This window comes from Aequorivita sp. CRS11 (assembly GCF_059693805.1).
In genome coordinates this window covers 22,817-45,257 of the sequence record NZ_JCATIG010000002.1, presented here as the reverse complement: position 1 = coordinate 45,257, position 22,441 = coordinate 22,817, and the positions used below count along the sequence as shown (strand labels likewise).

20 protein-coding genes and 1 other RNA gene are annotated in these 22,441 nt (G+C 37.8%); 10 read left to right on the top strand and 11 right to left on the bottom strand.

Annotated elements, in window-relative coordinates; genetic code table 11:
* Positions 1 to 170 precede the first annotated feature (170 nt).
* From AC58DT_RS03260 to AC58DT_RS03250, 3 genes are read left to right on the top strand one after another with little or no spacing between them, the layout of a single operon-like run.
* The gene (locus AC58DT_RS03260) at positions 171 to 887 is read left to right on the top strand and encodes a hypothetical protein (RefSeq protein WP_497215379.1); all 717 of its coding nucleotides are present in this window, start codon (positions 171 to 173) and stop codon (positions 885 to 887) included.
* Positions 888 to 944: 57 nt separating this feature from the next.
* A complete protein-coding gene (locus AC58DT_RS03255; RefSeq protein WP_497215378.1) occupies positions 945 to 1,187 on the top strand; it encodes a putative signal transducing protein in 243 nt (80 codons plus the stop codon).
* A gap of 27 nt (positions 1,188 to 1,214) precedes the next feature.
* Positions 1,215 to 1,637 carry an RDD family protein gene (locus AC58DT_RS03250; RefSeq protein ID WP_497215377.1) on the top strand — a complete coding sequence of 141 codons (423 nt, stop codon included), beginning with the start codon at positions 1,215 to 1,217 and terminating at the stop codon, positions 1,635 to 1,637.
* 66 nt (positions 1,638 to 1,703) lie between these two features.
* Here AC58DT_RS03250 and AC58DT_RS03245 read toward each other — a convergent pair whose 3' ends face one another.
* A complete protein-coding gene (locus AC58DT_RS03245) occupies positions 1,704 to 3,329 on the bottom strand; it encodes an ABC-F family ATP-binding cassette domain-containing protein (protein ID WP_497215376.1) in 1,626 nt (541 codons plus the stop codon).
* A gap of 143 nt (positions 3,330 to 3,472) precedes the next feature.
* Between AC58DT_RS03245 and AC58DT_RS03240 the strand changes: the two genes are divergently transcribed.
* On the top strand, positions 3,473 to 4,861 hold the full coding sequence (locus AC58DT_RS03240; RefSeq protein WP_497215375.1) for a TlpA family protein disulfide reductase: 1,389 nt from the start codon (positions 3,473 to 3,475) through the stop codon (positions 4,859 to 4,861).
* Between the two features lie 59 nt (positions 4,862 to 4,920).
* Here the strand turns inward: AC58DT_RS03240 and fsa are convergent, their stop codons facing one another.
* The 3 genes from fsa to ffs all read right to left on the bottom strand — a co-directional run bounded on the left by fsa (position 4,921) and on the right by ffs (position 7,326).
* The gene (gene fsa / locus AC58DT_RS03235; protein ID WP_497215374.1) at positions 4,921 to 5,574 is read right to left on the bottom strand and encodes a fructose-6-phosphate aldolase; all 654 of its coding nucleotides are present in this window, start codon (positions 5,572 to 5,574) and stop codon (positions 4,921 to 4,923) included.
* 682 nt (positions 5,575 to 6,256) lie between these two features.
* Positions 6,257 to 7,063, bottom strand: a complete 807-nt coding sequence (locus tag AC58DT_RS03230) for an SDR family oxidoreductase (protein ID WP_497215373.1) — start codon at positions 7,061 to 7,063, stop codon at positions 6,257 to 6,259.
* Positions 7,064 to 7,227: 164 nt separating this feature from the next.
* Positions 7,228 to 7,326: signal recognition particle sRNA small type (ffs, locus tag AC58DT_RS03225), an RNA gene on the bottom strand.
* 87 nt (positions 7,327 to 7,413) lie between these two features.
* Here ffs and AC58DT_RS03220 point away from each other — a divergent pair.
* The 3 genes from AC58DT_RS03220 (at position 7,414) to AC58DT_RS03210 (ending at position 11,386) form a co-directional block, all read left to right on the top strand.
* On the top strand, positions 7,414 to 8,460 hold the full coding sequence (locus tag AC58DT_RS03220; RefSeq protein WP_497215372.1) for a glutaminyl-peptide cyclotransferase: 1,047 nt from the start codon (positions 7,414 to 7,416) through the stop codon (positions 8,458 to 8,460).
* Positions 8,461 to 8,647: 187 nt separating this feature from the next.
* A complete protein-coding gene (locus AC58DT_RS03215) occupies positions 8,648 to 9,733 on the top strand; it encodes a carboxypeptidase-like regulatory domain-containing protein (protein ID WP_497215371.1) in 1,086 nt (361 codons plus the stop codon).
* A 123-nt stretch (positions 9,734 to 9,856) separates the two neighbouring features.
* Positions 9,857 to 11,386: a hypothetical protein gene (locus AC58DT_RS03210; protein ID WP_497215370.1), complete on the top strand. Its 1,530-nt coding sequence runs from the start codon at positions 9,857 to 9,859 to the stop codon at positions 11,384 to 11,386.
* Between the two features lie 54 nt (positions 11,387 to 11,440).
* On the opposite strand, the gene AC58DT_RS03205 is transcribed toward AC58DT_RS03210, so the two are convergent.
* From AC58DT_RS03205 to glyA, 5 genes are all read right to left on the bottom strand, one after another.
* Entirely contained in the window at positions 11,441 to 11,935 is a 495-nt protein-coding gene (locus AC58DT_RS03205; RefSeq protein ID WP_497215369.1) for a lipocalin-like domain-containing protein, read from the bottom strand.
* Between the two features lie 10 nt (positions 11,936 to 11,945).
* A complete protein-coding gene (locus AC58DT_RS03200; protein ID WP_497215368.1) occupies positions 11,946 to 12,425 on the bottom strand; it encodes a nucleoside deaminase in 480 nt (159 codons plus the stop codon).
* 4 nt (positions 12,426 to 12,429) lie between these two features.
* Positions 12,430 to 12,930, bottom strand: coding sequence for a GNAT family N-acetyltransferase (locus AC58DT_RS03195; protein WP_497215367.1), 501 nt, complete (start codon positions 12,928 to 12,930; stop codon positions 12,430 to 12,432).
* Between the two features lie 114 nt (positions 12,931 to 13,044).
* Entirely contained in the window at positions 13,045 to 14,295 is a 1,251-nt protein-coding gene (locus tag AC58DT_RS03190) for a hypothetical protein (RefSeq protein WP_497215366.1), read from the bottom strand.
* A gap of 131 nt (positions 14,296 to 14,426) precedes the next feature.
* Positions 14,427 to 15,701 (bottom strand): serine hydroxymethyltransferase, encoded by a 1,275-nt coding sequence (gene glyA / locus AC58DT_RS03185; protein ID WP_497215365.1) that lies wholly within the window; start codon positions 15,699 to 15,701, stop codon positions 14,427 to 14,429.
* Positions 15,702 to 15,980: 279 nt separating this feature from the next.
* On the opposite strand from glyA, the gene fahA reads away from it, so the two are divergent.
* Together fahA and AC58DT_RS03175 are read left to right on the top strand one after the other, a co-directional pair.
* Positions 15,981 to 17,261, top strand: a complete 1,281-nt coding sequence (gene fahA / locus AC58DT_RS03180; protein ID WP_497215364.1) for a fumarylacetoacetase — start codon at positions 15,981 to 15,983, stop codon at positions 17,259 to 17,261.
* 51 nt (positions 17,262 to 17,312) lie between these two features.
* Positions 17,313 to 18,494, top strand: coding sequence for a hypothetical protein (locus tag AC58DT_RS03175; protein ID WP_497215363.1), 1,182 nt, complete (start codon positions 17,313 to 17,315; stop codon positions 18,492 to 18,494).
* 3 nt (positions 18,495 to 18,497) lie between these two features.
* On the opposite strand, the gene ytxJ is transcribed toward AC58DT_RS03175, so the two are convergent.
* A complete protein-coding gene (gene ytxJ, locus AC58DT_RS03170) occupies positions 18,498 to 18,890 on the bottom strand; it encodes a bacillithiol system redox-active protein YtxJ (RefSeq protein WP_497215362.1) in 393 nt (130 codons plus the stop codon).
* A 193-nt stretch (positions 18,891 to 19,083) separates the two neighbouring features.
* Here ytxJ and clpB point away from each other — a divergent pair, with 193 nt between their 5' ends.
* Positions 19,084 to 21,690, top strand: coding sequence for an ATP-dependent chaperone ClpB (gene clpB / locus AC58DT_RS03165; RefSeq protein ID WP_497215360.1), 2,607 nt, complete (start codon positions 19,084 to 19,086; stop codon positions 21,688 to 21,690).
* A gap of 129 nt (positions 21,691 to 21,819) precedes the next feature.
* Here the strand turns inward: clpB and AC58DT_RS03160 are convergent, their stop codons facing one another.
* On the bottom strand, positions 21,820 to 22,278 hold the full coding sequence (locus AC58DT_RS03160) for an SRPBCC domain-containing protein (protein ID WP_497215359.1): 459 nt from the start codon (positions 22,276 to 22,278) through the stop codon (positions 21,820 to 21,822).
* Positions 22,279 to 22,441: the final 163 nt, after the last annotated feature.

The window sequence follows — 22,441 nt, the reverse complement described above, 5'->3', positions numbered from 1 at the left end:
AGTTCGGAACATTTCCTAAAAAATTAGATTGTAAATATAGCAAATACGAAGCCAAATTATCTATGAATGAAAAAGCGTTTCCAACATTTAAAATTTCACTCAAACTGTGTTAAATTCTTGTTTTGCACAAATGTACTGTGTACATTTATTTTTCCAAAAAATTGCAACTTATGTTTTCTCGGACCAATATTGAAAAACAACTGTTGAAATATCGTTCAAAACGAATTGACGAGCAGTCTGTTATGGATGAAGTAAACCGAATTTTTTCTGAAAATAAAAAACAGCGCGAAGCAATATTTGCAACACTAGAGAAAGAATCTGTAGAAATTGAAAATCATTTTAATTTTGATTTACTGGAAAGTTCACACATTTTTCACATAGATGACATTAAGAATCTTTGCATAAATTATCGTTTACGCTTTTTGGGATCACATTTTTTTAAGGGCGATTTTCCCGAAGAGGCAATTTCAGAAATTAGAAATCTTGAAAACAAACACGGCATTGCCTTGAAAAACTTTAAGATTGTTGCTCCCGCAAAACTTCTTAAACTTGAAAATGCTGACGATCCGTTGCTATTTGCACCAATGGGCAACGATTATTTTTACTTAATCCACAAATGGGGCAATGATCTGCATCCGTTTAGAAAATTATTGATGTGGCCCTATAAAAATTTTGAAAATCTGGTGTTTACCGTAGCTTTACTGAGTCTTTTCATAACTGTCTTAATGCCCATGCAATGGTTCACCCCGAACGCAACTTTTGCGGAATATCTTTTTTTATTCCTTTTCATTTTCAAAGGTGTGGGCGGAATGGTAATTTTTTACGGTTTTTCAAAAGGAAAAAATTTCAACGGCGCCATTTGGAAAAGTAAATATTACAATGCTTGATTTCAGAATTGAGTAAAAAAATTAACTTATTATTTAATAACAAATAATTTAAAAATCATGTCAGAAAACAAAGAAGAAACCGTTCGCATATATACAGGCTCCGATATAATAGCAACAGGATTAGTAGGAAGATTGGAGGACGCAAATATCACCCCAATACTTCGGGACGATGAACAAAGTGGAGTCATGTTTGGTTCGGGAAGTAAATATGACGATCAAGTTCGTGTATTTGTTCGCAAAGATGAACTTGCCATTGCCCAACCAATTGTGGATGCCTATTTGAAGGAAATTGAGGAATAGTAAATCCTTAAAAAATACAATGTAACAATGAGCACTAAAAGCAAAAGAATACTCGCTCTATTGTTGGATTTGACGATAATTGGTGTTATCGCAAGTGTAGCAACAAACTTTTTTAAATTTGAATGGGAACTGGGTGAATATTTATTATTTAACCATCACATAACTTGGGGATTAAGTCTATCCTTTTTATTCTATTTGATGTATTTTATTTTATGTGACGTTTTTGGAAATTCAGTTACTATTGGTAAAGAAGTATTGAAAATCAGAACGATTTCTGTTAGTGGTAAGCAATTAAAATTAAAAAATCGAATTTATCGAACCCTATTAAAAATTCTCAGCATTATATTTTGGCCAATCAGTGCAACTGTATTTTTGATAAATGGCTTTACTATTGAAGACGGTTTTTGTAACACGAAAACTGTTGAAAAACAGTATCATTTATTAAATTAAAAAGACAGGCTCTATTTGATTTTTTCAGATAAAGCCTGCCTTTTTTATGAAATTTCGATAACAATCTTAAGCCTCTACGGAATACATTTTCTCGCGTAACTCCTTTATTTTTTTATCGCCCATATATTCATCAAAAGTCATATAGCGATCAATAGCACCGTTTGGTGTAAGTTCTATAATGCGGTTACCCACCGTTTGTGCAAATTCATGGTCGTGGGTGGTTAACAAAATGGTTCCTTTAAAATTTTTCAAGGAATTGTTGAAAGCGGTAATTGATTCCAAATCCAAATGATTTGTAGGTTCGTCGAGCATCAGAACGTTGGCACGCTGCATCATCATTCGGCTTAGCATACAGCGTACTTTTTCCCCACCCGAAAGCACGTTGCTTTTCTTCAAGGCCTCTTCACCACTGAAAAGCATTTTGCCCAAAAATCCACGTAAGAAAACTTCTTCACGCTCCTCCTCTGTTTTAGCATATTGGCGTAACCAATCTACCAATGAAAGGTTGTTTTTGAAAAATTCTTCATTATCCAATGGAAGGTAACTTTGATTAGTGGTAATCCCCCATTGAAAAGAACCAGTATCTGCCTTTGCGTGGCTGTTTAATATTTCATAAAAGGCAGTTGCAGCGCGAGAGTCGCGCGAATAAATAATAACCTTATCACCTTTTGCCAAATTGATATCTACATTCTTGAAAAGCACTTCTCCATCGATAGAAGCAGATAGGTTTTCAACATTCAAAATCTGGTCCCCCGCTTCACGATCGCGTTCAAAAATAATTGCCGGGTAGCGGCGGCTTGAAGGTTTTATTTCTTCTACGTTAAGTTTTTCGAGCATCTTTTTACGTGAAGTTGCCTGTTTACTTTTTGCTACGTTTGCACTGAAACGCATGATGAACTCCTGCAGCTCTTTACGTTTTTCCTCTGCTTTTTTGTTTTGCTGTGCACGTTGGCGTGCTGCAAGTTGGCTACTTTCGTACCAGAAAGTATAGTTACCACTATAGTGGTTTATTTTGCCAAAATCAATATCGCTGATGTGGGTGCATACAGCATCGAGAAAGTGACGGTCGTGGGAAACAACAATCACGCAGTTATCATAATTTGCAAGGAAGTTTTCAAGCCAATTGATAGTTTCATAATCCAAATCGTTGGTGGGCTCATCCATAATAAGCACATCCGGATTTCCAAAAAGCGCTTGGGCCAAAAGCACACGTACTTTTTGTTTTCCATCCAAATCCTTCATCATTGTATAATGCAGGCTTTCGTCAATACCGAGATTTGAAAGCATGGCTGCGGCATCACTGTCGGCGTTCCAACCGTTCATTTCTTCAAAAGCCACCTGTAGTTCACCAATTTTTTCGGCATTATCATCCGTATAATCTTCGTACAGTTTGTCTATTTGGGTTTTTATGGAAAACAATTCCTTATTACCACGCACTACGGTTTCCAGCACCATAAAGTCATCATAAGCATTGTGGTTTTGTTCAAGTACAGACATACGTTTGCCCTTTTCTAAATGAACATGGCCGGAAGTAGGATCCTGCTTGCCTGAAATGATTTTTAGAAAAGTGGATTTTCCGGCTCCATTGGCGCCTATAATTCCATAAATATTGCCACTTGTGAACTGTGTGCTCACCTCGTCAAACAATACTCTTTTACCAAATTGCACCGAAAGATTTGAAACTGAAAGCATAAATTTTTAAATTTTGCGCAAAAGTAGCTATTTAAGTGTAACGCTGAAAACATTAACGTTTTAAAAATCCTTTTAACTACCATTTAACAAATTGCATTATAAGGGTCGTCTACATTTGTTTATTAATCCTTAAGTGCGTGCGATTGTTTAAAAAAATACTTCCTCTTTTATTACTTACTTTATTGCTATCCTGTAAAGACACGGAAGAAAATGCCGTACAAACTACCTGGATAAGCGGACAGATAGTAAACCCAACATTGGATTTTATTATTTTTTCCCGTGGAAACGAAATTCTGGATACAGTAAAACTTGATTCAAACAACTTCTTTTTATACAAAACAGACAAAATAAAAGCTGGGCTCTATAACTTTATGCATAGTGAAACCCAGGTTTTCTATATTGAACCTGGCGATAGTTTATTGATGCACATTAACACTATGGATTTTGACGAATCTCTGGCCTATTCAGGAAGAGGTGGTGAGCAGAACAATCTGTTGATGTATCTCTATTTAAAAAATGAGACTGAAAATAATAATTTACCAAATTGGTATACGCTTTCTTCAGAAGAATTTACCCGTAAAATAGATTCACTGAAGCAACTAAAGCTTCAGGAATATCAAGATTTTATAAATAGATATGAGGTTGCCGAAGGTTTCAAAAACGCAGCTTTGGCAAACATTAACTATGATTATTTTATAAAAAAAGAAAAATACACAGCGGCCAACCGAAGCAATCCAGAAAAATTTGACCAGCACTTTTTTGATTACAGAAATGATGTAGATTTTGAACGTGATGAACTCAGGTTTTATTACCCCTATTATCGCTTTATGAACCGGTATTTTGAGAATGTTATATACTCAGAATATGATAACGTAGCAATGGTAGATCGCAACTCATACGACTTTAATCATCGGAAAATCCAATTGATTGATAGTTTAGTGACTTCAGACACTCTTAAAAATAGCTTGTTGCGAAATAATGCACTTTGGTATTTACTAAATGCCAATGATGCCAAGGAAGAAAGAAAGTTTTTTGAGGAATTCTCAAAAATGAATACAAATAAAAAACATGTTGCCGAAGTATCCAAAATGCTGGAGACCACAGTGAAGCTTACACCCGGAAACACAGTACCCAATGTGGCATTGGTCAATACGGAGAATGTTGTAAAAGATCTGATTAGTATAATTAAAGCACCTACCGTTATATATTTCTGGTCAGGACAATCCCCGGCACATTACAAAAACATTCATAACCGTGCTGCCGAATTGAAATCAAAGTATCCTGAGTATGACTTTTTAGGAATAAACACGGATACCCACTTCAAAAAATGGCGGCAAACTATTTCAAAATCGGGTTACAATCCCTTGCAGGAATTTCAGATAGAGAATTTGAGCGATGCTGAAAAAAAACTTCTTTTAAGGTATAAAAACAGTGCAATAGTCCTTGATAAGGATGGGATAATCCTTGAAGGAAAAACCAACCTATTCAATACAAATTTTGAAGAGCTGCTTTTAGGTTTTTTGAATAGATAATATTTTCACCTCCAATCAATGGCCAAAATTTGTCGTGCGACGGAGTGCCGAATCAAAAATTAATTCCCCTTTTTATAATCTTCCAAAAACTGCTTTAAACCACTATCGGTCAATGGATGTTTCAGCAATCCCTCTATTGAAGAAAGTGGGCCGGTCATAACATCGGCGCCAATTTTTGCGCAATTAATAACGTGCATGGTATGGCGCACGGAAGCCGCGAGAATCTGGGTCTCGAAACCGTAATTGTCATAAATTAATCGAATATCTGCAATCAGTTCCAGACCATCGGTTGAGATATCATCGAGTCTTCCAATAAATGGAGAAACGTAGGTTGCTCCAGCTTTTGCGGCCAACAATGCCTGCCCGGCAGAAAAAACCAAGGTACAGTTTGTACGGATGCCGTGGTCGGTGAAATATTTTAGGGCCTTTACTCCATCCTTTATCATTGGAATTTTTACCACAATTTGGGAATGAAGTTCTGCAAGCTCCTCGCCTTCCTTGACCATTTCTTTAAAATCGGTTGCAATTACCTCTGCAGACACGTCGCCATCCACAATATTGCAGATGTCCACATAATGTTTTAAGATGTTGTTTCGGCCGGTGATGCCTTCCTTCGCCATCAATGAGGGGTTTGTAGTTACGCCGTCAAGTACGCCCAAATCTTGGGCTTCGCGAATTTGGTCTAGGTTTGCGGTATCGATAAAGAATTTCATAAATGTGGATTTGTATTATTGATGTAAAAATAGCGAAGAATGTTTCCATGAAATAGCGTTGTTGAAAAAGATTTATAAGTTAGTTGTCTGTTCTCAATTCTCTGTTATAGGTTGTCTGTTGTTGCGGGAAGGAAAATGTGAATTGCGGGGAGGAAAATGTGAATTGTTCGAGTGAAAATGTGAAATGTGGGAAGAAGAATGTGAAATGTGAATGGTAAAACGTGAAATTTCGAAAGTGAAATATGAAAGGTGGGAGGTAAAATGTGAAAGTAAAAAAGGAAAATATGAAATGCGGAAAGTAAAATGTGAAATATGGGTAATAAAAATAGGAATGTGGGGATAATCTAGTTCCTTTTATTGTCGTTTTCCTCAATAAAAATATCGTCCTTTCTCCATATATAAATGGGCATAGTAACTATACTCACAAATAGTAATAATACAGTCCAATTCCCTTTTGTGTTTTTATCAATGTTTTTGAATTTCCAAATTCTAAAAATTAAATAAGCTAACGCTGGTAAATACAGTATGCAAACTAGAAGGTTTTGATATTCAAAAGGAACTAGATTATTCGTTATCCAAAGAAAAAAATCTATATAATAAAATGTTACCGCATAAGCCAATCCCACTAAATATGATATTGTCAATAAAATTTTTAAATAAAATTTCATAAACATATTCCCTTTTACTTCAACCCATAATGCCGCAAAAGCATCCGTTCATAGACCTTATCGGGCAGGATTCTTTTTAGCACAATAGAAAATTTCTGCAATGAAGAGCCTACTTTATAGTGGATTCGGGGGTTTTCGGTTTCAATAATTTTATGGACCACTTTTGCCATTTCCGACGGATTACCGCCATTGTCCACATGTTCGTTCATGGTTTTTAAGGTGTTACCGTAATCTTTTTTATATGGGGAATTTTCCAAAACCGGAGCGTGGTAACGGCCCGCTGCAATGTTGGTGGCAAAATCGCCCGGAGCGATGTTGGTCATTTTTACACCAAACTGCAAGGTTTCCATGCGCATAGCTTCAATGGTAATTTCAAGTGCCGCTTTACTTGCAGAGTAGATACCTCGATATGGAAGTCCCATATATGCCGCGATAGAAGTAATATTCAAAATATGCCCAAAACCTTGTTTGCGCATTTGTGGCAACACAGCTTTTATAACATTTATAGGGCCGTGAAAATTGGTGTCGAACGCTTTTTTAATTTCACTTTCAGGAGTTTCTTCAATTGGGCCCGTTATGCCTACCCCAGCGTTGTTTATAACAACATCAATTCTTTGAGCTTTGCCTATAACTTCAGCAATAACCGCTTCGATGGACTCAGTTTCATTCACGTTCATTTTCAGAAGTGGAAATGCTGAATTAGTAATATTCTGGGGATTTCGGCTGGTTCCAAAAACGCGATAGCCTTTTTCGGTAAGATATTCGCCAATGGCTTTACCAATTCCCGAAGAACCGCCTGTAATGAGTACTGTTTTTGGCATAAGATCTTGTTGAAAAGCAAAGGTGCGCTTCTGCGGCGTGTTTTCCAAATAGTTTCGTGAAAAAGAAGAGAGAAAAAAGATTTCCGCCTTTTGGATTTTGGAGTTTGTTTTTTGGAAGTTGCCATTTTTTGTTCCCGTCCCGAAACTTCGGTATAGGGAACAAAAAATGGCAAGCTACCTACATCACACCGCTACGACCGTATACCCTTGCTGCGTTCCCGCCCTGGGGGATTCAACAGGAGCTGGTTGTGTAGGACTTGCCGCTGCAAAGATAAGGCTTTTTGAGGTTTTTGCAAGTATTTTTACATTTCAATTTTAATAAATACCTTGCGGAAAAATAATAGTTCGTAATGAAAATCCATAACATTTTAGTTCCTACCCTTTTAGTGCTTTTGATGGGCAGCTGTGGAAGCAATTCTGAAGATAAAAAAGATGCTTTTTCTCTGGAAATTAAGAACCAAAAGAAAGCTTATACCACAGAAGATGTGCTTACTATTTCTCTCAACAACAAAAAGAATATTGAAACAGATTCGGTTGTCTATTTTTTGAACAAGGATCGTGTATCGATAACAAATAACACTTTATCCCTTTCGGGGAAAAAACTTGGCGAGAAAACCCTAAGGGCTCAAATATACAGTGATGATGAAACATATGAAGCTTCTACGAAAGTTACCATACTTTCTTCCATAAAACCAAAACTTTATACTTATAAAGTACTGGAAACGTATCCACACGATATTAATGCCTATACCCAAGGACTTGAGTTTGAAAATGATACCTTATACGAAAGCACAGGCCAGTATAAGGAATCATCTTTGCGAAAAACTGATTACAGAACCGGAGAAGTTCTTCAAAAAGTAAGTCTTCCCGATCAATACTTTGGCGAAGGGCTCACCATATTAAACAATAAAATATATCAACTTACCTGGCGCGAAAACACTGGTTTTATCTATAATCTGAAAACAATGGAGCAAACCGGAACCTTTGTATATGGTGAAAGCAAAGAAGGTTGGGGACTTTGTCATGATGCCGAAAAGAATATCTATAAAAGTGATGGTACCGATAGAATCTGGACCTTAAACTCCAACACGCTAGCCGAAAAGGATTATATTGAAATTTTTACAAACACCAGTAAAATAAGCAGTGTGAACGAACTTGAATGGGTTGATGGAAAAATATATGCAAATGTGTACCAACAAGGTTCTATCGCTATAATTGACCCTTCAAACGGTGCCGTGGAAGGTGTTATTGATCTCACCGATTTAAAGGACAAAGTTACACAGCATCCTAAGCTGGACGTGCTTAATGGTATTGCATATAACGGGGAACCGAACATACTTTACATTACCGGAAAAAATTGGGATAAGCTTTTTAAAATTGAAATTCTTTTGAAATAATAAAACATTTCAGATTTAAGGAAGCAGATTTTTCTGCCACGAATGCACGAATATTTTAAGTAATTATTCGTGCATTCGTGGCAATTTTTTTATCTCCCATTTCCCTCAATGAAACGACCGCTTTACTCAAAAGCGGTTTTTTTATGGTTTGATGTTTGGTTTCTTTGAATCAACAAAAACCATCATTATGAAAAAATCCATCACAATCCGAATTCCAGAGCCTTGCCACGAAGATTGGGCTAAAATGACCGCAACTGAAAAGGGAAAATATTGCAGTGTTTGCACCAAAGATGTTTTCGATCTCACTTCAAAAACAGATGAAGAATTGGTTAAAATCCTTATTAAAAGCAAAAATGCCTGTGGCAGGGTAAAAAAATCACAACTAAACCGCGAAGTAAAAATGGAGCGTAAAAGCGGACAAAGTTTTGCTCCTCTGGCAGCTTCGATGTTACTTCCACTGACGCTCTTTTCAAACAGTCCAGGGTCTGAAAATAATTCACTTTCGGAAAAACCAATGGTTTCTTTAGGAATTGGTCGTTTCAGCAATAGTTTGGACAGAATTCAAATTGTTACCACTGGAACTATCAGGGATGAAAATGGAAACCCTTTAAAAAACGTTGCAATTTCTTCAAACGAAACCGGAGCCAGAGAATGGACCAATAAAAATGGAGAGTACAGCATAGTAACTTTAGATAGAGAGCAATTAACCTTTCAAAAGGAGAATTTTATAGAGCACCATATTAAATTGTCCAATAAATCAGAGCGACAAGACATTTATTTAATTTCAGAAACTCCTGTTACCACTTCGGTATTAGGGAGAATTGCCGTGCAGCAAATAGAGGAAAAGACTGAACAAGTTTCATTCATTACAAAAGGAGTGGTGTCTGACGATACAGCCTTACCGCTTCCAGGAGCAAATGTTATTATTAAGGGAACTTCCAAAGGAACACAGACAGATTTTGACGGTAATTATAGTATTGAAACCAAACCGGGTGATGTCTTGGTATTTAGCTATGTAGGGTTTGAAACTAAGGAAATTACGGTTTCAAATGTCTCAAATAATATTGATGTATCTCTGGAAGCGGGGGATTTTTTTCTGGGTGAAGTAGTTGTGGGTGGTATTTCTTGGGAAAGTTCTGAAGATTACGTGTCGTACAAAGATCCGGATTGGTATGAAAAAGCAAAACAAGCTTATAAGAATACCGTGAAGTTCCGCAAAATAAAGATTGCCAAAAAAAGGGCATTGCGAAAAGCAAAACGCAATAATAAGTAGTGGTTAGTAATTGCATTTGGCCGAATTGCGCAAATTACCCGTTGTAATTGGCTTTTGAAAAGTTCTTTGTATTACAATAATTAGCTTCATAAAAAGTTATATTTTTACCAAAATTATATTTGAATGAGGTATTTATACGGTTTGGCAATTTTGTGTTGCCTAGTATTATGGAGTTCTTGCCGCAACGATTTTGAAACCGTTGCCAGCACTGGGAACTTAGAATTTTCCAAAGACACGGTTTATCTTGATACTATTTTCACCAATATTGGGAGCAGCACCTATAATTTAAAGGTTTATAACCGAAGTGACGAGGATATTAATATTCCTACCCTACGGTTGGCTCAGGGAGAAGCTTCCAACTATCGGTTGAACGTTGATGGAATGCCCGGAAAAGTGTTTGAGAACGTACAGGTTTTGGCTAAGGACAGTATCTTCATTTTTATTGAAACCACATTCGACATCAATAATCTGCCAACGGATCCAAAGAATTTTCTTTATACAGACCAACTTCTTTTTGATAGTGGCGGTAACGAACAAAAAGTAGAATTGGTAACGCTCGTAAAGGATGCTGTTTTTCTTTTCCCTGAAAAATATGCTGACGGAACCACTGAAACATTGAACTTAGGACAAGACGAAAACGGAGAGGATATACTTGTAAAAGGATTCTTTCTCGAAGATGATGAACTTACTTTTACAAATGAAAAGCCGTATGTAATATACGGTTATGCTGCCGTTCCAGGAAATAAAACACTTACGGTAGAAGCTGGTGCCCGTGTTCATTTTCACGATGGAAGTGGAATAATCGTAGCACAAAACGCATCGATGAAATCACTAGGTTTACCAAGTTTAGATCGTGAAGAAATGGAAAACGAGGTGATTTTTGAGGGTGATAGGCTGGAACCTGCATTTGCCGATGTTCCGGGACAATGGCTTACTATTTGGCTAACCTCTGGAAGTGTGGACAATGAATTTAATTATACAACAATTAAAAACAGTACCGTTGGTATTTTAATGGAAGACTGCCCGGTTACGTTAAAAAATGTTCAGATTTACAACAGCACCAACGTTGGTTTACTTTCCAGGACGGGAAGTATCGACGCTGAAAATATGGTAATAAACAATAGTGGCCAATCCTCTTTGGCTATACAATTGGGCGGAAGTTATGAATTTAGACACTGCACATTTGCCAATTACTGGACCAACGGTTTTCGTTCCTTCCCTGCCGTTTCATTGGACAACAGCTTGGAAACTTCCACCGAAATTCTTGTTTCCGATTTGATAAAAGCAGACTTTACAAATTGTATTATTTACGGTAACGAACGTCGTGAGCTTTCGCTTTTCCAAGTTACAGGGGGCGCTTTCAATTTCAATTTTGAAAATTGTTTGCTGCGTTTTGAAGACCCTACTGGGGAATTTGACAATGATCCGTTATATAATTTTAACAACAGTGCGTTATATACCGCAACAAAATTTAATTTAGATCCTGTTTTCCAAAACACTGAAATGAATAATTTCAATATTGAAACTGGAACCTCGGGAGCAGAAAATATAGGGAAAGCCGGCGTACTTCCATTAACAGATTTAAATGGAACTTCCAGAAGCAATCCGCCTGATGCCGGGGCATATGAGACCACGGTCTTCCCCGAAGATTGATATAAAAAACCCGTCTTATCTGACGGGTTTTTTTATATCAATCTTTGAAAAAAATTATTTTACTTGTAACCATTTCAATTTCAATTTAGAGTTTTTAAGCTCCACGGGTTGCATTACCAACGTATCACCGCTGAAGTAAAACCTTCGTTCGGCAGTCAATCCAAATTCAGAAGGGTTGGAGTGTGAAAGTTTGAAGTGCGAAACAATACTATCCGCTTCAGAAACTTTGTAATTACCCATATAGTAGTAGGATTTGGTGATATGTTTCAAGGCTTCCAAAGAAATGGAATCGTTGAAATTAGGGAATTCAATTCCTGCTTTTTCGTAACCTTTTTCATATAGATGAAGTGCTACATGTTTATTTTTATCATACAACAAATAACCGTCCATACCGCCTTTGTAGTCACTCCAAGTGTTAGTGACGGTGTCGCGCACCTTCATACTTTCCAATTTCCAAAGACCTGTAATTGTTGGGTTGGATGGCATATCATTATTACATGAAAATGTAACTGCCAAAATTATAACTGAAACAATAATTTTTATTCTCAAATTTTTAAATTTAGTAATCAATCCTTCCCTCCTTTGCTTCCCACTTTTTAAAGACTTTACGTCCCTCTTCCCTATCCAGATTGATGAATTGTATGTTTCGGTTTTCAATATTTTTATCAATTTCAGCATAAATAAAATCATCGTCAAAACCTATTTCCGCAGCATCCTCTTTAGTGCAGGCGTAGTAAACCGCTTTTGGCCGCGCCCAATAAATGGCACCCAAACACATTGGGCAAGGTTCGCAGGAAGTGTAAATAATACAATCCTCGAGTTGGAAAGAGTCTAATTTTTCACACGCTTTCCGGATAGCAACAACCTCAGCATGAGCCGTAGGATCGTTGCTTGAAGTAACCTGGTTAAAACCTTCGGCTATAATTTCTCCATTTTTTACAATCACTGCTCCAAAAGGGCCTCCGGCATTACTATCCAATCCTTTTTCAGAAAGTTCGATGGCACGTTTTATAAATTGTTTGTTTTTTTCTGTAATCATTTTTTTAATTTGAAAATAATAAAAGTTCCTCTCCATCTTCGTAGGTATAGTTTCCCACTTCCGAAAGACCGAGCTTTTTTAAAAGTTTTATTGAAGAAATATTTTCCGGAATAGTTATACCAACTATGGTTTTCAGTTTTAATGTTTCTGAAGCAAACTGCATAACGGCTTTCGCAGCTTCAAAAGCATAACCTTTTCCGCTGTATTCAGCCAAAAAAGCAAAACCTATATCCGGGTGTTCCAGATTATCCCGCTTATATAAACCTGCTGAGCCCAATGCCATTCCATCTTCTTTTAAGGAGACCAAATAAGGCCCAAAACCATGCTTTTCATAACTGCTCAAATAATTCTTCTGCATATAAGCTTCGGCGTTTTCAATAGTTTTAATATTTCTATCCCCAATATTTTTAAGCCAGCCTTCGCTGTTCATAAGTTTATAAATAAAGGGAGCATCCTGTAAAGTGTACTCCCTTAATTTAAGTCGTTCGGTTTCTATAATCAACATTTAAAAATTTTCTGAAGAATCAAAGATAATTAATAGAATTGTTGCGAAGCGGCACAAATAAAAAAACCTTCAACTAATAGTTGAAGGTTCAATCAAAAATCAAACAAAACTATACTATTCAAATCGTTTTGAAAAACTGTCAATAAAACCATTAACCGCTGGAATTTCGTAACGTTTTCCTGTTATTTCAAACTTTAAAATATCTTTATAAGCGTTTGTTAAATTGTAATAAACTAAAGAAGCCGTATCTAACGACAATGTTTCAAACCCCGTTAAGTCCTGATAGGATTGTTGAATATTCATCCGCAAGTTTTCCTTTGAAAAAGAAACTTCGGGAGTAACCTCACCGTAAATATTATGGAATAAAAAATCTCTGCCATTAGAATTTTCTGCTTTAAATCCTACTTTATATATAGTTGCTTCTCCTGTTGTACTCATGTTAAAATTCTGTGGAGACGGGTTATTAATTGTAAAGTCAAATGCGGGAGTATTTATTCCTTCTGGAATATTGTTTGTAAGCAATTGTTTAGAATACTCTATGTTATTATTATGGTAATAGACATTAAATATATAATTATCAAAAACATTAGGCGGTGCAGAAGTTGAAAGCGATGTATTGCCTCCTGCAAAATTTCCATAAGCGATTGAATGATGAATATTACTTATATCATTATTTTTAAGTCCTTCTACTGAAAAGAAAGAAAAATTGTTTGATGGAATTTGTGTATTTACTGGGTTCGTAATTTCCGGCAGCGTGTTGTAATCAATATTAAAAACAGAGCCTTCAGGTATAGATTCTCCCCAGTAATATCTAACAAACTGATCATTGGGGCTTTTGAAAGAAACGTAGAAATCACTTGTTGGTGAACCTATTAAATTTGAACTGAAATTAAAATAGCCACCATTTTGCGGACCGCCATCTCCTTCTAAAGTAGGAGTAGATATAACCTCTAAAGGATAACCTGTATTGTTAAGTTTTAGGGTAATCTCGTCTTGCGAATTTTCACAAAAAAGACTTTGGCTTAAATAGTATGTTCCCGCTTCAATATTTGTAAACGTAACAAGTGAATATAGTTCTATACCAAGATCATTATCAATGTCATAGCGCATATAGCTCAAATCGAAATGCGCAGAAGGATCTTTAGAAAAACTTAAAGTTGTGAGTTGTCCTTTTTTCAAATCGCCACTGTCCAAAATAGTTCCATTTTCATCACTCAGAAAAGCACGCGTACTTGCATTATTGTTTCCAATATTATTAAATCGATCAACGTTTAAGTGTACGGTAAAATTTTGTGTTTCGTCTGCATCTTTTGAACAGCTAAATAATGTCACTGAAAGCACCAAAAAGAAGAATATTTTTTTCATAACTATAAATTTTAATGAATTGAAATTTAAAACACTTTACCCTATAGTCTGTTTCTTTTAAAAAAGTTGCGTTAAAACAAAAAACCTTCGGTGTCTAACCGAAGGTTTTAAAAATTTAGATAATGCTTCACTTAGTTCTTAAACAAAGGCAACCCTGCCATCATTTCATTTACTTTTTCAGCAATGCCTTCTAATCTGGCCTCATCTGAATGATTCATAATTACTTCATCAACTAAATCGACAATTTTTTCCATATCCTTTTCAACCAACCCGCGCGTAGTAACAGCAGCCGTTCCAATACGAATTCCACTGGTAACAAAAGGCGATTTGTCATCGAATGGTACCATGTTTTTGTTCACCGTAATTTCGGCTTTGCCCAAGGCTTCCTCAGCTTCTTTACCTGAAATATTTTTGTTGCGAAGATCAATAAGCATCATATGGTTATCGGTTCCGCCGGAAATAATATCGTACCCTTTTTCAACAAATTTCTGAGCCATTATGGCTGCGTTCTTCTTCACCTGTACCATATAATGAAGAAAATCATCTTTCAAAGCTTCCCCAAAGGCAATCGCTTTTGCGGCTATAATATGTTCCAATGGACCACCTTGATTTCCTGGGAAAATAGCACTGTCAAGCAAACTGCTCATTTTCTTTAGGCTACCATTTTTAAGCTTGTGGCCGAAGGGGTTGTCAAAATCCTTTCCCATTAAAATCATTCCTCCACGAGGTCCGCGAAGGGTTTTATGGGTTGTTGTGGTAACCACGTGGCAATGCGGAAGCGGGTCGCCAATAATTCCTTTTGCAATTAAACCAGCTGGGTGTGCAATATCTGCAAAAAGCAGCGCGCCAACCTTATCGGCAATCTCTCGAAAACGCTTGTAATCTATCTCTCTTGAATACGCCGATGCACCGGCAATAATCATTTTCGGTTTTTCCTTTATGGCAATTTCTTCTACTTTATCACAATCAATACGTCCAGTTTCTTTGTCAACTCCATAAAAAACAGGGTTGTATAGTCTTCCAGAAAAGTTAACGGGTGAACCGTGCGTTAAATGCCCACCGTGGGAAAGATCAAAACCTAAATAAGTATCTCCCGGATTCAAACAAGCTGCAAAAACCGCAGTGTTCGCCTGCGAACCGCTATGAGGTTGTACGTTTGCATATTCAGCTCCAAATAAAGCTTTTGCACGGTCAATAGCTATTTGTTCAACCTCGTCCACCACTTCGCAACCGCCGTAATAGCGTTTGCCCGGGTAGCCTTCAGCATATTTATTAGTTAAAACAGAACCTGCGGCTTCCATAACTTGGTCGCTCACAAAGTTCTCTGAAGCAATCAGCTCCAGACCATTCAATTGGCGTTGCTTTTCGGCTTCTATCAATTCAAAAATCTGTTCGTCACGTTGCATAGTAAAATTTTATTGTTTTGAAGATTGTATTTAGAGTTCATTTTTTTCGATTATAGCTTTGGAGTGCTACTCCTAAGGCATAAATTCACACAAAAGTTAATTAAAATCAAAAATAGCAAATCCATTCGGTAACTATAATGAAATATATATATTTGATGAAGAATTTTACTAACAAAACATAGGTTGTAACCAAAAAAGAAAAGTGAATTAATTTATTGATTTTTAATAAATTGATTTTTTTTAACTAGTTTTATTTACAACTACAAAAGAATATAAAAAATGCCAATAACCGCAAACGACCCCACACGCAAAACCTGGCTGGACACCGCTCCAGACACTGATTTTCCAATACAAAACATACCATTCGGCGTATTTTTAACGCGCGACGATATTATCACCATAGGAACCCGTATAGGCGATTATGCCATTGACCTTGGCGCCCTGCACCAGCTTGGATATTTTAAAGGAATTGACCTTACCGATGATATCTTTCTACAAGACACCTTAAATGATTTTATTAGCGATGGAAGAAAAACGTGGCGCTTGGTTCGAAATAGAATCGCTGATATTTTTGATGCGGAAAATCCTAAACTTCGCGATAACAAAGATCATAGACAGCACATCCTTTTTACGATGGATGAAGTAGAAATGCAACTACCCGTGCAAGTTGGCGATTATACTGATTTTTATTCCAGTAAGGAACACGCCACGAATGTAGGAACTATGTTCCGCGGAAAAGAGAACGCGTTGATGCCAAACTGGCTTCACATACCCGTAGGCTATCACGGAAGAAGCTCCTCAATAATCCCGAGCGGAATTAATGCCCGACGACCTTGGGGACAAACTATGCCAGAGGGTGCAACGGAGCCTGTGTTTGGCCCTTCCAAATTGGTAGATTTTGAATTGGAAATGGCATTCATAACTACCGATGCAAATGTATTGGGAGAGCCAATTCCTGTTGATGAGGCAGAAGAATATATCTTCGGATTAGTACTTTTCAACGATTGGAGTGCACGAGATATTCAAAAGTGGGAATATGTGCCGCTCGGACCATTTTTAGCGAAGAATTTTGCTTCGTCCATTTCGCCTTGGATTGTAACCTTGGACGCACTGCAACCTTTCAAAGTTGAAGGCCCGAAACCCGAAATGGAGCAACTACCCTATCTTCAGTATAAAGGAAAGAAAAGCTACGACATAAACCTTGAAGTATATATTGCTCCTGAAAAAGGAACTGAAACAAAAGTTTCTACTTCAAACTTTAAATATATGTACTGGAATATGAGCCAGCAGTTGGCACATCACACCATTAATGGCTGTAACGTGAACAGTGGCGATATGATGGGAAGCGGAACAATTTCAGGTCCAACGCCAGATAGTTATGGCTCTATGCTAGAACTTACTTGGCGCGGGGAAAAGCCTATTAAACTTTCCGATGGGTCAGAACGTAAATTTATAAACGATAATGATACCGTTATCTTAAAAGGTTTCTGTAAAAACGAAAAAGTGCGGATTGGTTTTGGGGAATGTAGAACAAAGCTTTTACCTGCCATCAAACAATAATATTTGGCACTACTATTGTAATTTAGCCTTCATAACCAAATCAATTTCGGTATGAAGGCTTTTTACATTATTCTATTTACGGCTCTTTTCAGCGCTTCTTGCAATAGCGTGAAGCGTACCCAAAAATTCGTTGCTCAAGGAAATTATAATCAAGCCATTGAACTTGCCGTAAAAAAACTTCAAAAAGATAAAGACGCGAAAGAATACGATGCCCACATTCGTCTTTTGGAAGAAGCCTATTTAAAGGCAAAGGAAGATGACACTCGACATATTAATTTTCTGAAAAAGGAAAATAGTCCTGCTGGCGCCAAAGAAATTTACTATACTTATCTCGATCTGCAGGCCCGCCAAGATTTAATTCGTCCCCTCCTTCCACTCTACAGTAATGAGATGGGCAGAAAGGCAAACTTTGTATTTTCAGATTATACCAATGATTTACTAGGTGCCAAAGATGCATATATAAAGTCTTTATATCAAGAAGCTATTGCTTACATGCAGCGCAACACTAAAAAGGATTACAGAAGCGCTTTTAATGTTTTTTGCGAATTGGATGAAGTGCAACCGAATTATCGCGACGTACATCAGCTTAGGGAAGATGCCCGCTTTCGCGGAACAGATTTCGTATTTGTTACTTTAAATAATCATACTGGCCAGTTTATTCCTTTTCGGTTAGAGCGGGATTTGCTTGATTTCAACACCTATGGATTGGATGATTTTTGGACTGAATATCACGGCCAACGGACGAACGGTATCAATTATGACCTGGGAGTTGACTTAAATTTTCAGACCATTCAAATTTCCCCTGAACGAATTTCAGATAGGCAATATACCCGAACACAGCGCATTAAGGATGGGTATGAATATGGTCGTGACCGCAAGGGGAATATTGTGCGCGACAGTCTGGGCAACCCAATCAAAATTGATAAGTATATTAATGTTTCAGCCCAGATTACCATCACCACCCAGCAAAAAAGTGTATTTGTGGGCGGCACCGTGGTTTACATGGATTTGAACAGAAGGCGGCAATTAAACAGTTTTCCAATTTCCTCGGAATTTGTTTTTGAAAATGTCTTTGCAAAATATCGAGGCGATGAACGCGCCCTGACCCCCGAGGACCGAAGACTGCTGAACAATTACTTTATACCTTTTCCGAACAACGAACAAATGGTCTTTGATGCCGGAACAAATATAAAAGAACGGTTTAAAGAAATTTTAAGGGACAATACCTTTTAAATCTTAAATATATCGCTCCAAGTGCGAAGCCTCAATAGAATGATGCGAATCATGGTGTACCACTGCCCCATTTTTAATAACAATAATTTGCGGACTTTCATGCTGCACTTTAAAACGAGCCGCTATTTCGTTTGATATATCACGGTTTTGCAATAAATCCAAGAAATAAAGTTTTAGCTGATTGTCAGTAAGATTGTAGTTTTTCTCAAACAATTTTAAAACCCCTCGGCTAATTCCGCAACGGGTGGAGTGTTTAAAAATAGCAATAGGTTTGGTTTTGGATTCCTCTACGAGTTCATCCAATTGTTCCATAGTGCCCAAAACGTGCCACGGCACTTCTACTATTTCTTCTTTCGCAATGTCTCTCGGTGTTTTAAATATATCTAATAATCCCATGGTTTTCTTTTTTTACAAAACTACAAGTTATAGCCATGATATTATCTAAAAGAAATTATAAAAAGCACAACTTTAAATCAGTCATAATGTCTGTTAAACTAGTGGTTTTTACGGACATTATGTCTTAATTTTATTGTGGCTTTGTATTTGAAAACACTAAACCACAAACAATAAATAACAAACTTTTTTATATATGAACTTTAACAACTTTACAATAAAAAGCCAAGAGGCCATACAGCAAGCGCAGCAGATTGCGCAGGGCTACGGCCACCAGCAAATTGAAAACGAACACCTCCTCAAAGCTATTTTTGAGGTGGATGAAAACGTGGCGCCTTTCATCTTAAAGAAACTTAACGTAAACCTTGTTACCCTAAAACAAATCTTGGACAAGCAATTGGAAAGCTTTCCAAAGGTTTCCGGCGGTGATATTATGCTTTCGCGTGAAGCAAACAAAACGGTAATCGAAGCCAGCAATATTGCAAAAAAGATGGGCGATGAATATGTTTCCATAGAACATCTTTTATTGGCGATTCTAAACTCAAAAAGCAGCATTGCACAGAGCCTGAAAGACCAAGGCGTAACCGAAAAGGGAATGAAAGCCGCGATTGACGAACTCCGCGGTGGTGAAAAGGTAACCTCCCAAAGTGCCGAGGAAACTTATAATTCCTTAAACAAATACGCCAAAAACCTCAACCAACTTGCCCGTGATGGCAAGCTGGATCCCGTTATTGGCCGTGATGAGGAAATACGAAGAATTCTTCAAATCCTTTCGCGAAGAACCAAAAACAACCCGATGCTCGTGGGCGAGCCCGGTACAGGAAAAACTGCCATTGCGGAAGGTTTGGCGCATAGAATTGTTGATGGCGACGTGCCCGAGAACCTAAAATCAAAAGAGATTTATTCTTTGGATATGGGCGCGCTGATTGCAGGAGCCAAATACAAAGGAGAATTTGAAGAGCGTCTAAAAGCCGTAATCAAAGAAGTAACTTCCAGTGAGGGAGATATCGTGCTTTTCATTGACGAAATCCACACCCTCGTTGGCGCCGGTGGCGGACAGGGTGCCATGGACGCCGCGAATATTTTGAAGCCCGCCCTTGCGCGTGGCGAATTGCGCGCCATTGGAGCAACGACATTGGATGAATATCAAAAATATTTCGAAAAAGATAAAGCCCTGGAACGCCGTTTCCAAAAAGTAGTTGTGGACGAACCCGATACCGAGAGCGCTATTTCAATTCTTCGTGGAATTAAGGAGAAATATGAAACCCACCACAAGGTGCGCATTAAGGACGAAGCAATTATTGCCGCTGTAGAACTATCAGAACGATACATAACAAATCGTTTTCTTCCCGATAAGGCAATTGACCTTATGGACGAAGCAGCCAGTAAACTTAGAATGGAAATCAATTCCAAGCCAGAAGAACTTGACGTTTTGGACAGAAAGATTATGCAGCTTGAAATTGAAATTGAAGCCATAAAGCGTGAAAAAGATGAAACCAAACTGAAATCGCTTCACTCAGAATTGGCAAATTTAAAAGAAGAACGCAACGAACTCAACGCAAAATGGCAAAGTGAAAAAGAGGTGGTGGACAATGTACAAAACCTTAAAACCCAAATTGAGGAATACAAACTGGAAGCCGAACGTGCTGAACGTGAGGGCGATTTTGGAAAGGTAGCCGAATTGCGTTACGGTAAAATCAAGGAAGCACAGGAAGAGCTTAACAAACTTGAAACCCAGCTTGCCGAAAATCAAGATGGTTCTTCTATGATTAAAGAAGAAGTAACCCGTGAGGATATTGCCGAAGTAGTTGCAAAATGGACCGGTATCCCGGTAACCAAAATGTTGCAGAGCGACCGAGAAAAACTTTTAACGTTGGAAGACCACTTGCACAAACGCGTAGTGGGCCAAGACGAAGCCATTCAGGCCGTAAGTGATGCCATACGCCGTAGCAGAGCAGGATTACAGGATGAAAAGAAACCAATAGGTAGTTTCCTTTTCCTGGGAACCACAGGTGTAGGTAAAACCGAGCTTGCAAAAGCCCTAGCGGAATATCTGTTTGACGATGAAAACGCAATGACCCGTATCGATATGAGTGAATACCAAGAGCGGCACAGTGTGAGCCGCTTGGTGGGTGCCCCTCCCGGATATGTGGGTTATGATGAAGGCGGGCAGCTAACAGAAGCCGTACGCCGCAAACCGTATAGCGTAGTATTGCTGGACGAGATTGAAAAAGCCCATCCGGATACTTTCAATATTCTATTGCAGGTTTTGGATGAAGGGCGTTTGACCGACAACAAAGGGCGCTTGGCAGATTTCAAGAATACGATTATTATTATGACCAGCAATATGGGAAGCCAGATAATCCAAGAGCGTTTTGAGAGCGTGAAAGACCCTGAGACTGCTATGGAAGGTGCCAAGGTAGAAGTACTTGCCTTACTGAAACAAACCGTGCGCCCAGAGTTCTTAAACCGCATTGACGACATTATTATGTTTACGCCACTTTCAAAAACGGACATTCAGAAAATTGTTGGCCTGCAATTGAAAGGCGTTTCCAAAATGTTGCTGAAACAGAACATTGTGCTAGACGCTACGCCAGAAGCTATTAAGTACCTTTCAGAAAAAGGGTACGATCCGCAGTTTGGCGCAAGGCCGGTAAAAAGGGTAATACAGCGCGAAGTACTTAACCAGCTTAGTAAAGAAATACTTGCCGGAAAAATTACTACCGAGAGTGTTATCTTGCTGGATAGCTTTGATGATGGACTGGTTTTTAGAAACCAGGATGCCGTTATCGATGAAAAGTAAGCAATAAATAAATTAAAACTATAAACCCCTGGGCGTTTGCCTAGGGGTTTTTATTTTAGTAGAAGAAACAGAATAAAGTGGTTTTAAATAGTTCTTTTGTATGTTTCAGAGCTATAAATAGCGTGTGGTTTACTTTTCTGAGATTTCTTTCAGTTTGTTTAATGCGTTTGGGTAGGTCTTATCAAAGTAATCCAAGTATTCATCAACAACATCTACTTCTACGGTTACAGTAGTAACGCCATTGTTTTCGTTAAACTTGTAGTTTTCGTGTCCACCTGCCCATTTTTCTACCATTTCACCAGAGGTTATCTCTGTATCGCCATCTAAAATTCCATAGTGTCTGATTGAAACAAAACTTGCAGGCTTATTTTCTACTATTTCTGCAACCATGCCCCCTCTTTTGCCATTTTCATCCTGCCCCACAAAAAGTATTTTGCTTCCTTCATTCCAGCTGCCCTCAAAAGTGGAGGTAGGATTGAAAGCTGCTGTCCACGACTCATAAGTAGCTTTATCTTTTAAGCCAAGCATCGTTTCATAGACCTTTTGAGACGATGCATTTATCTTTTTTTGGTATTGTATCTTTTTCATCGGTAGTTGTTTTAAAGGCTTAAATTTAGCTAATATTCTGAATTTAATAATGTTAGCTTTTAAATTTATTAATTCTTAAAAAGTGCACTTCTTTCTTGGCCAGCCAAGGGTTGCGGATAGCGAGAAGCGGGGCGGAAAGCCTTTTTTTGTGTTTTTTGCCAAA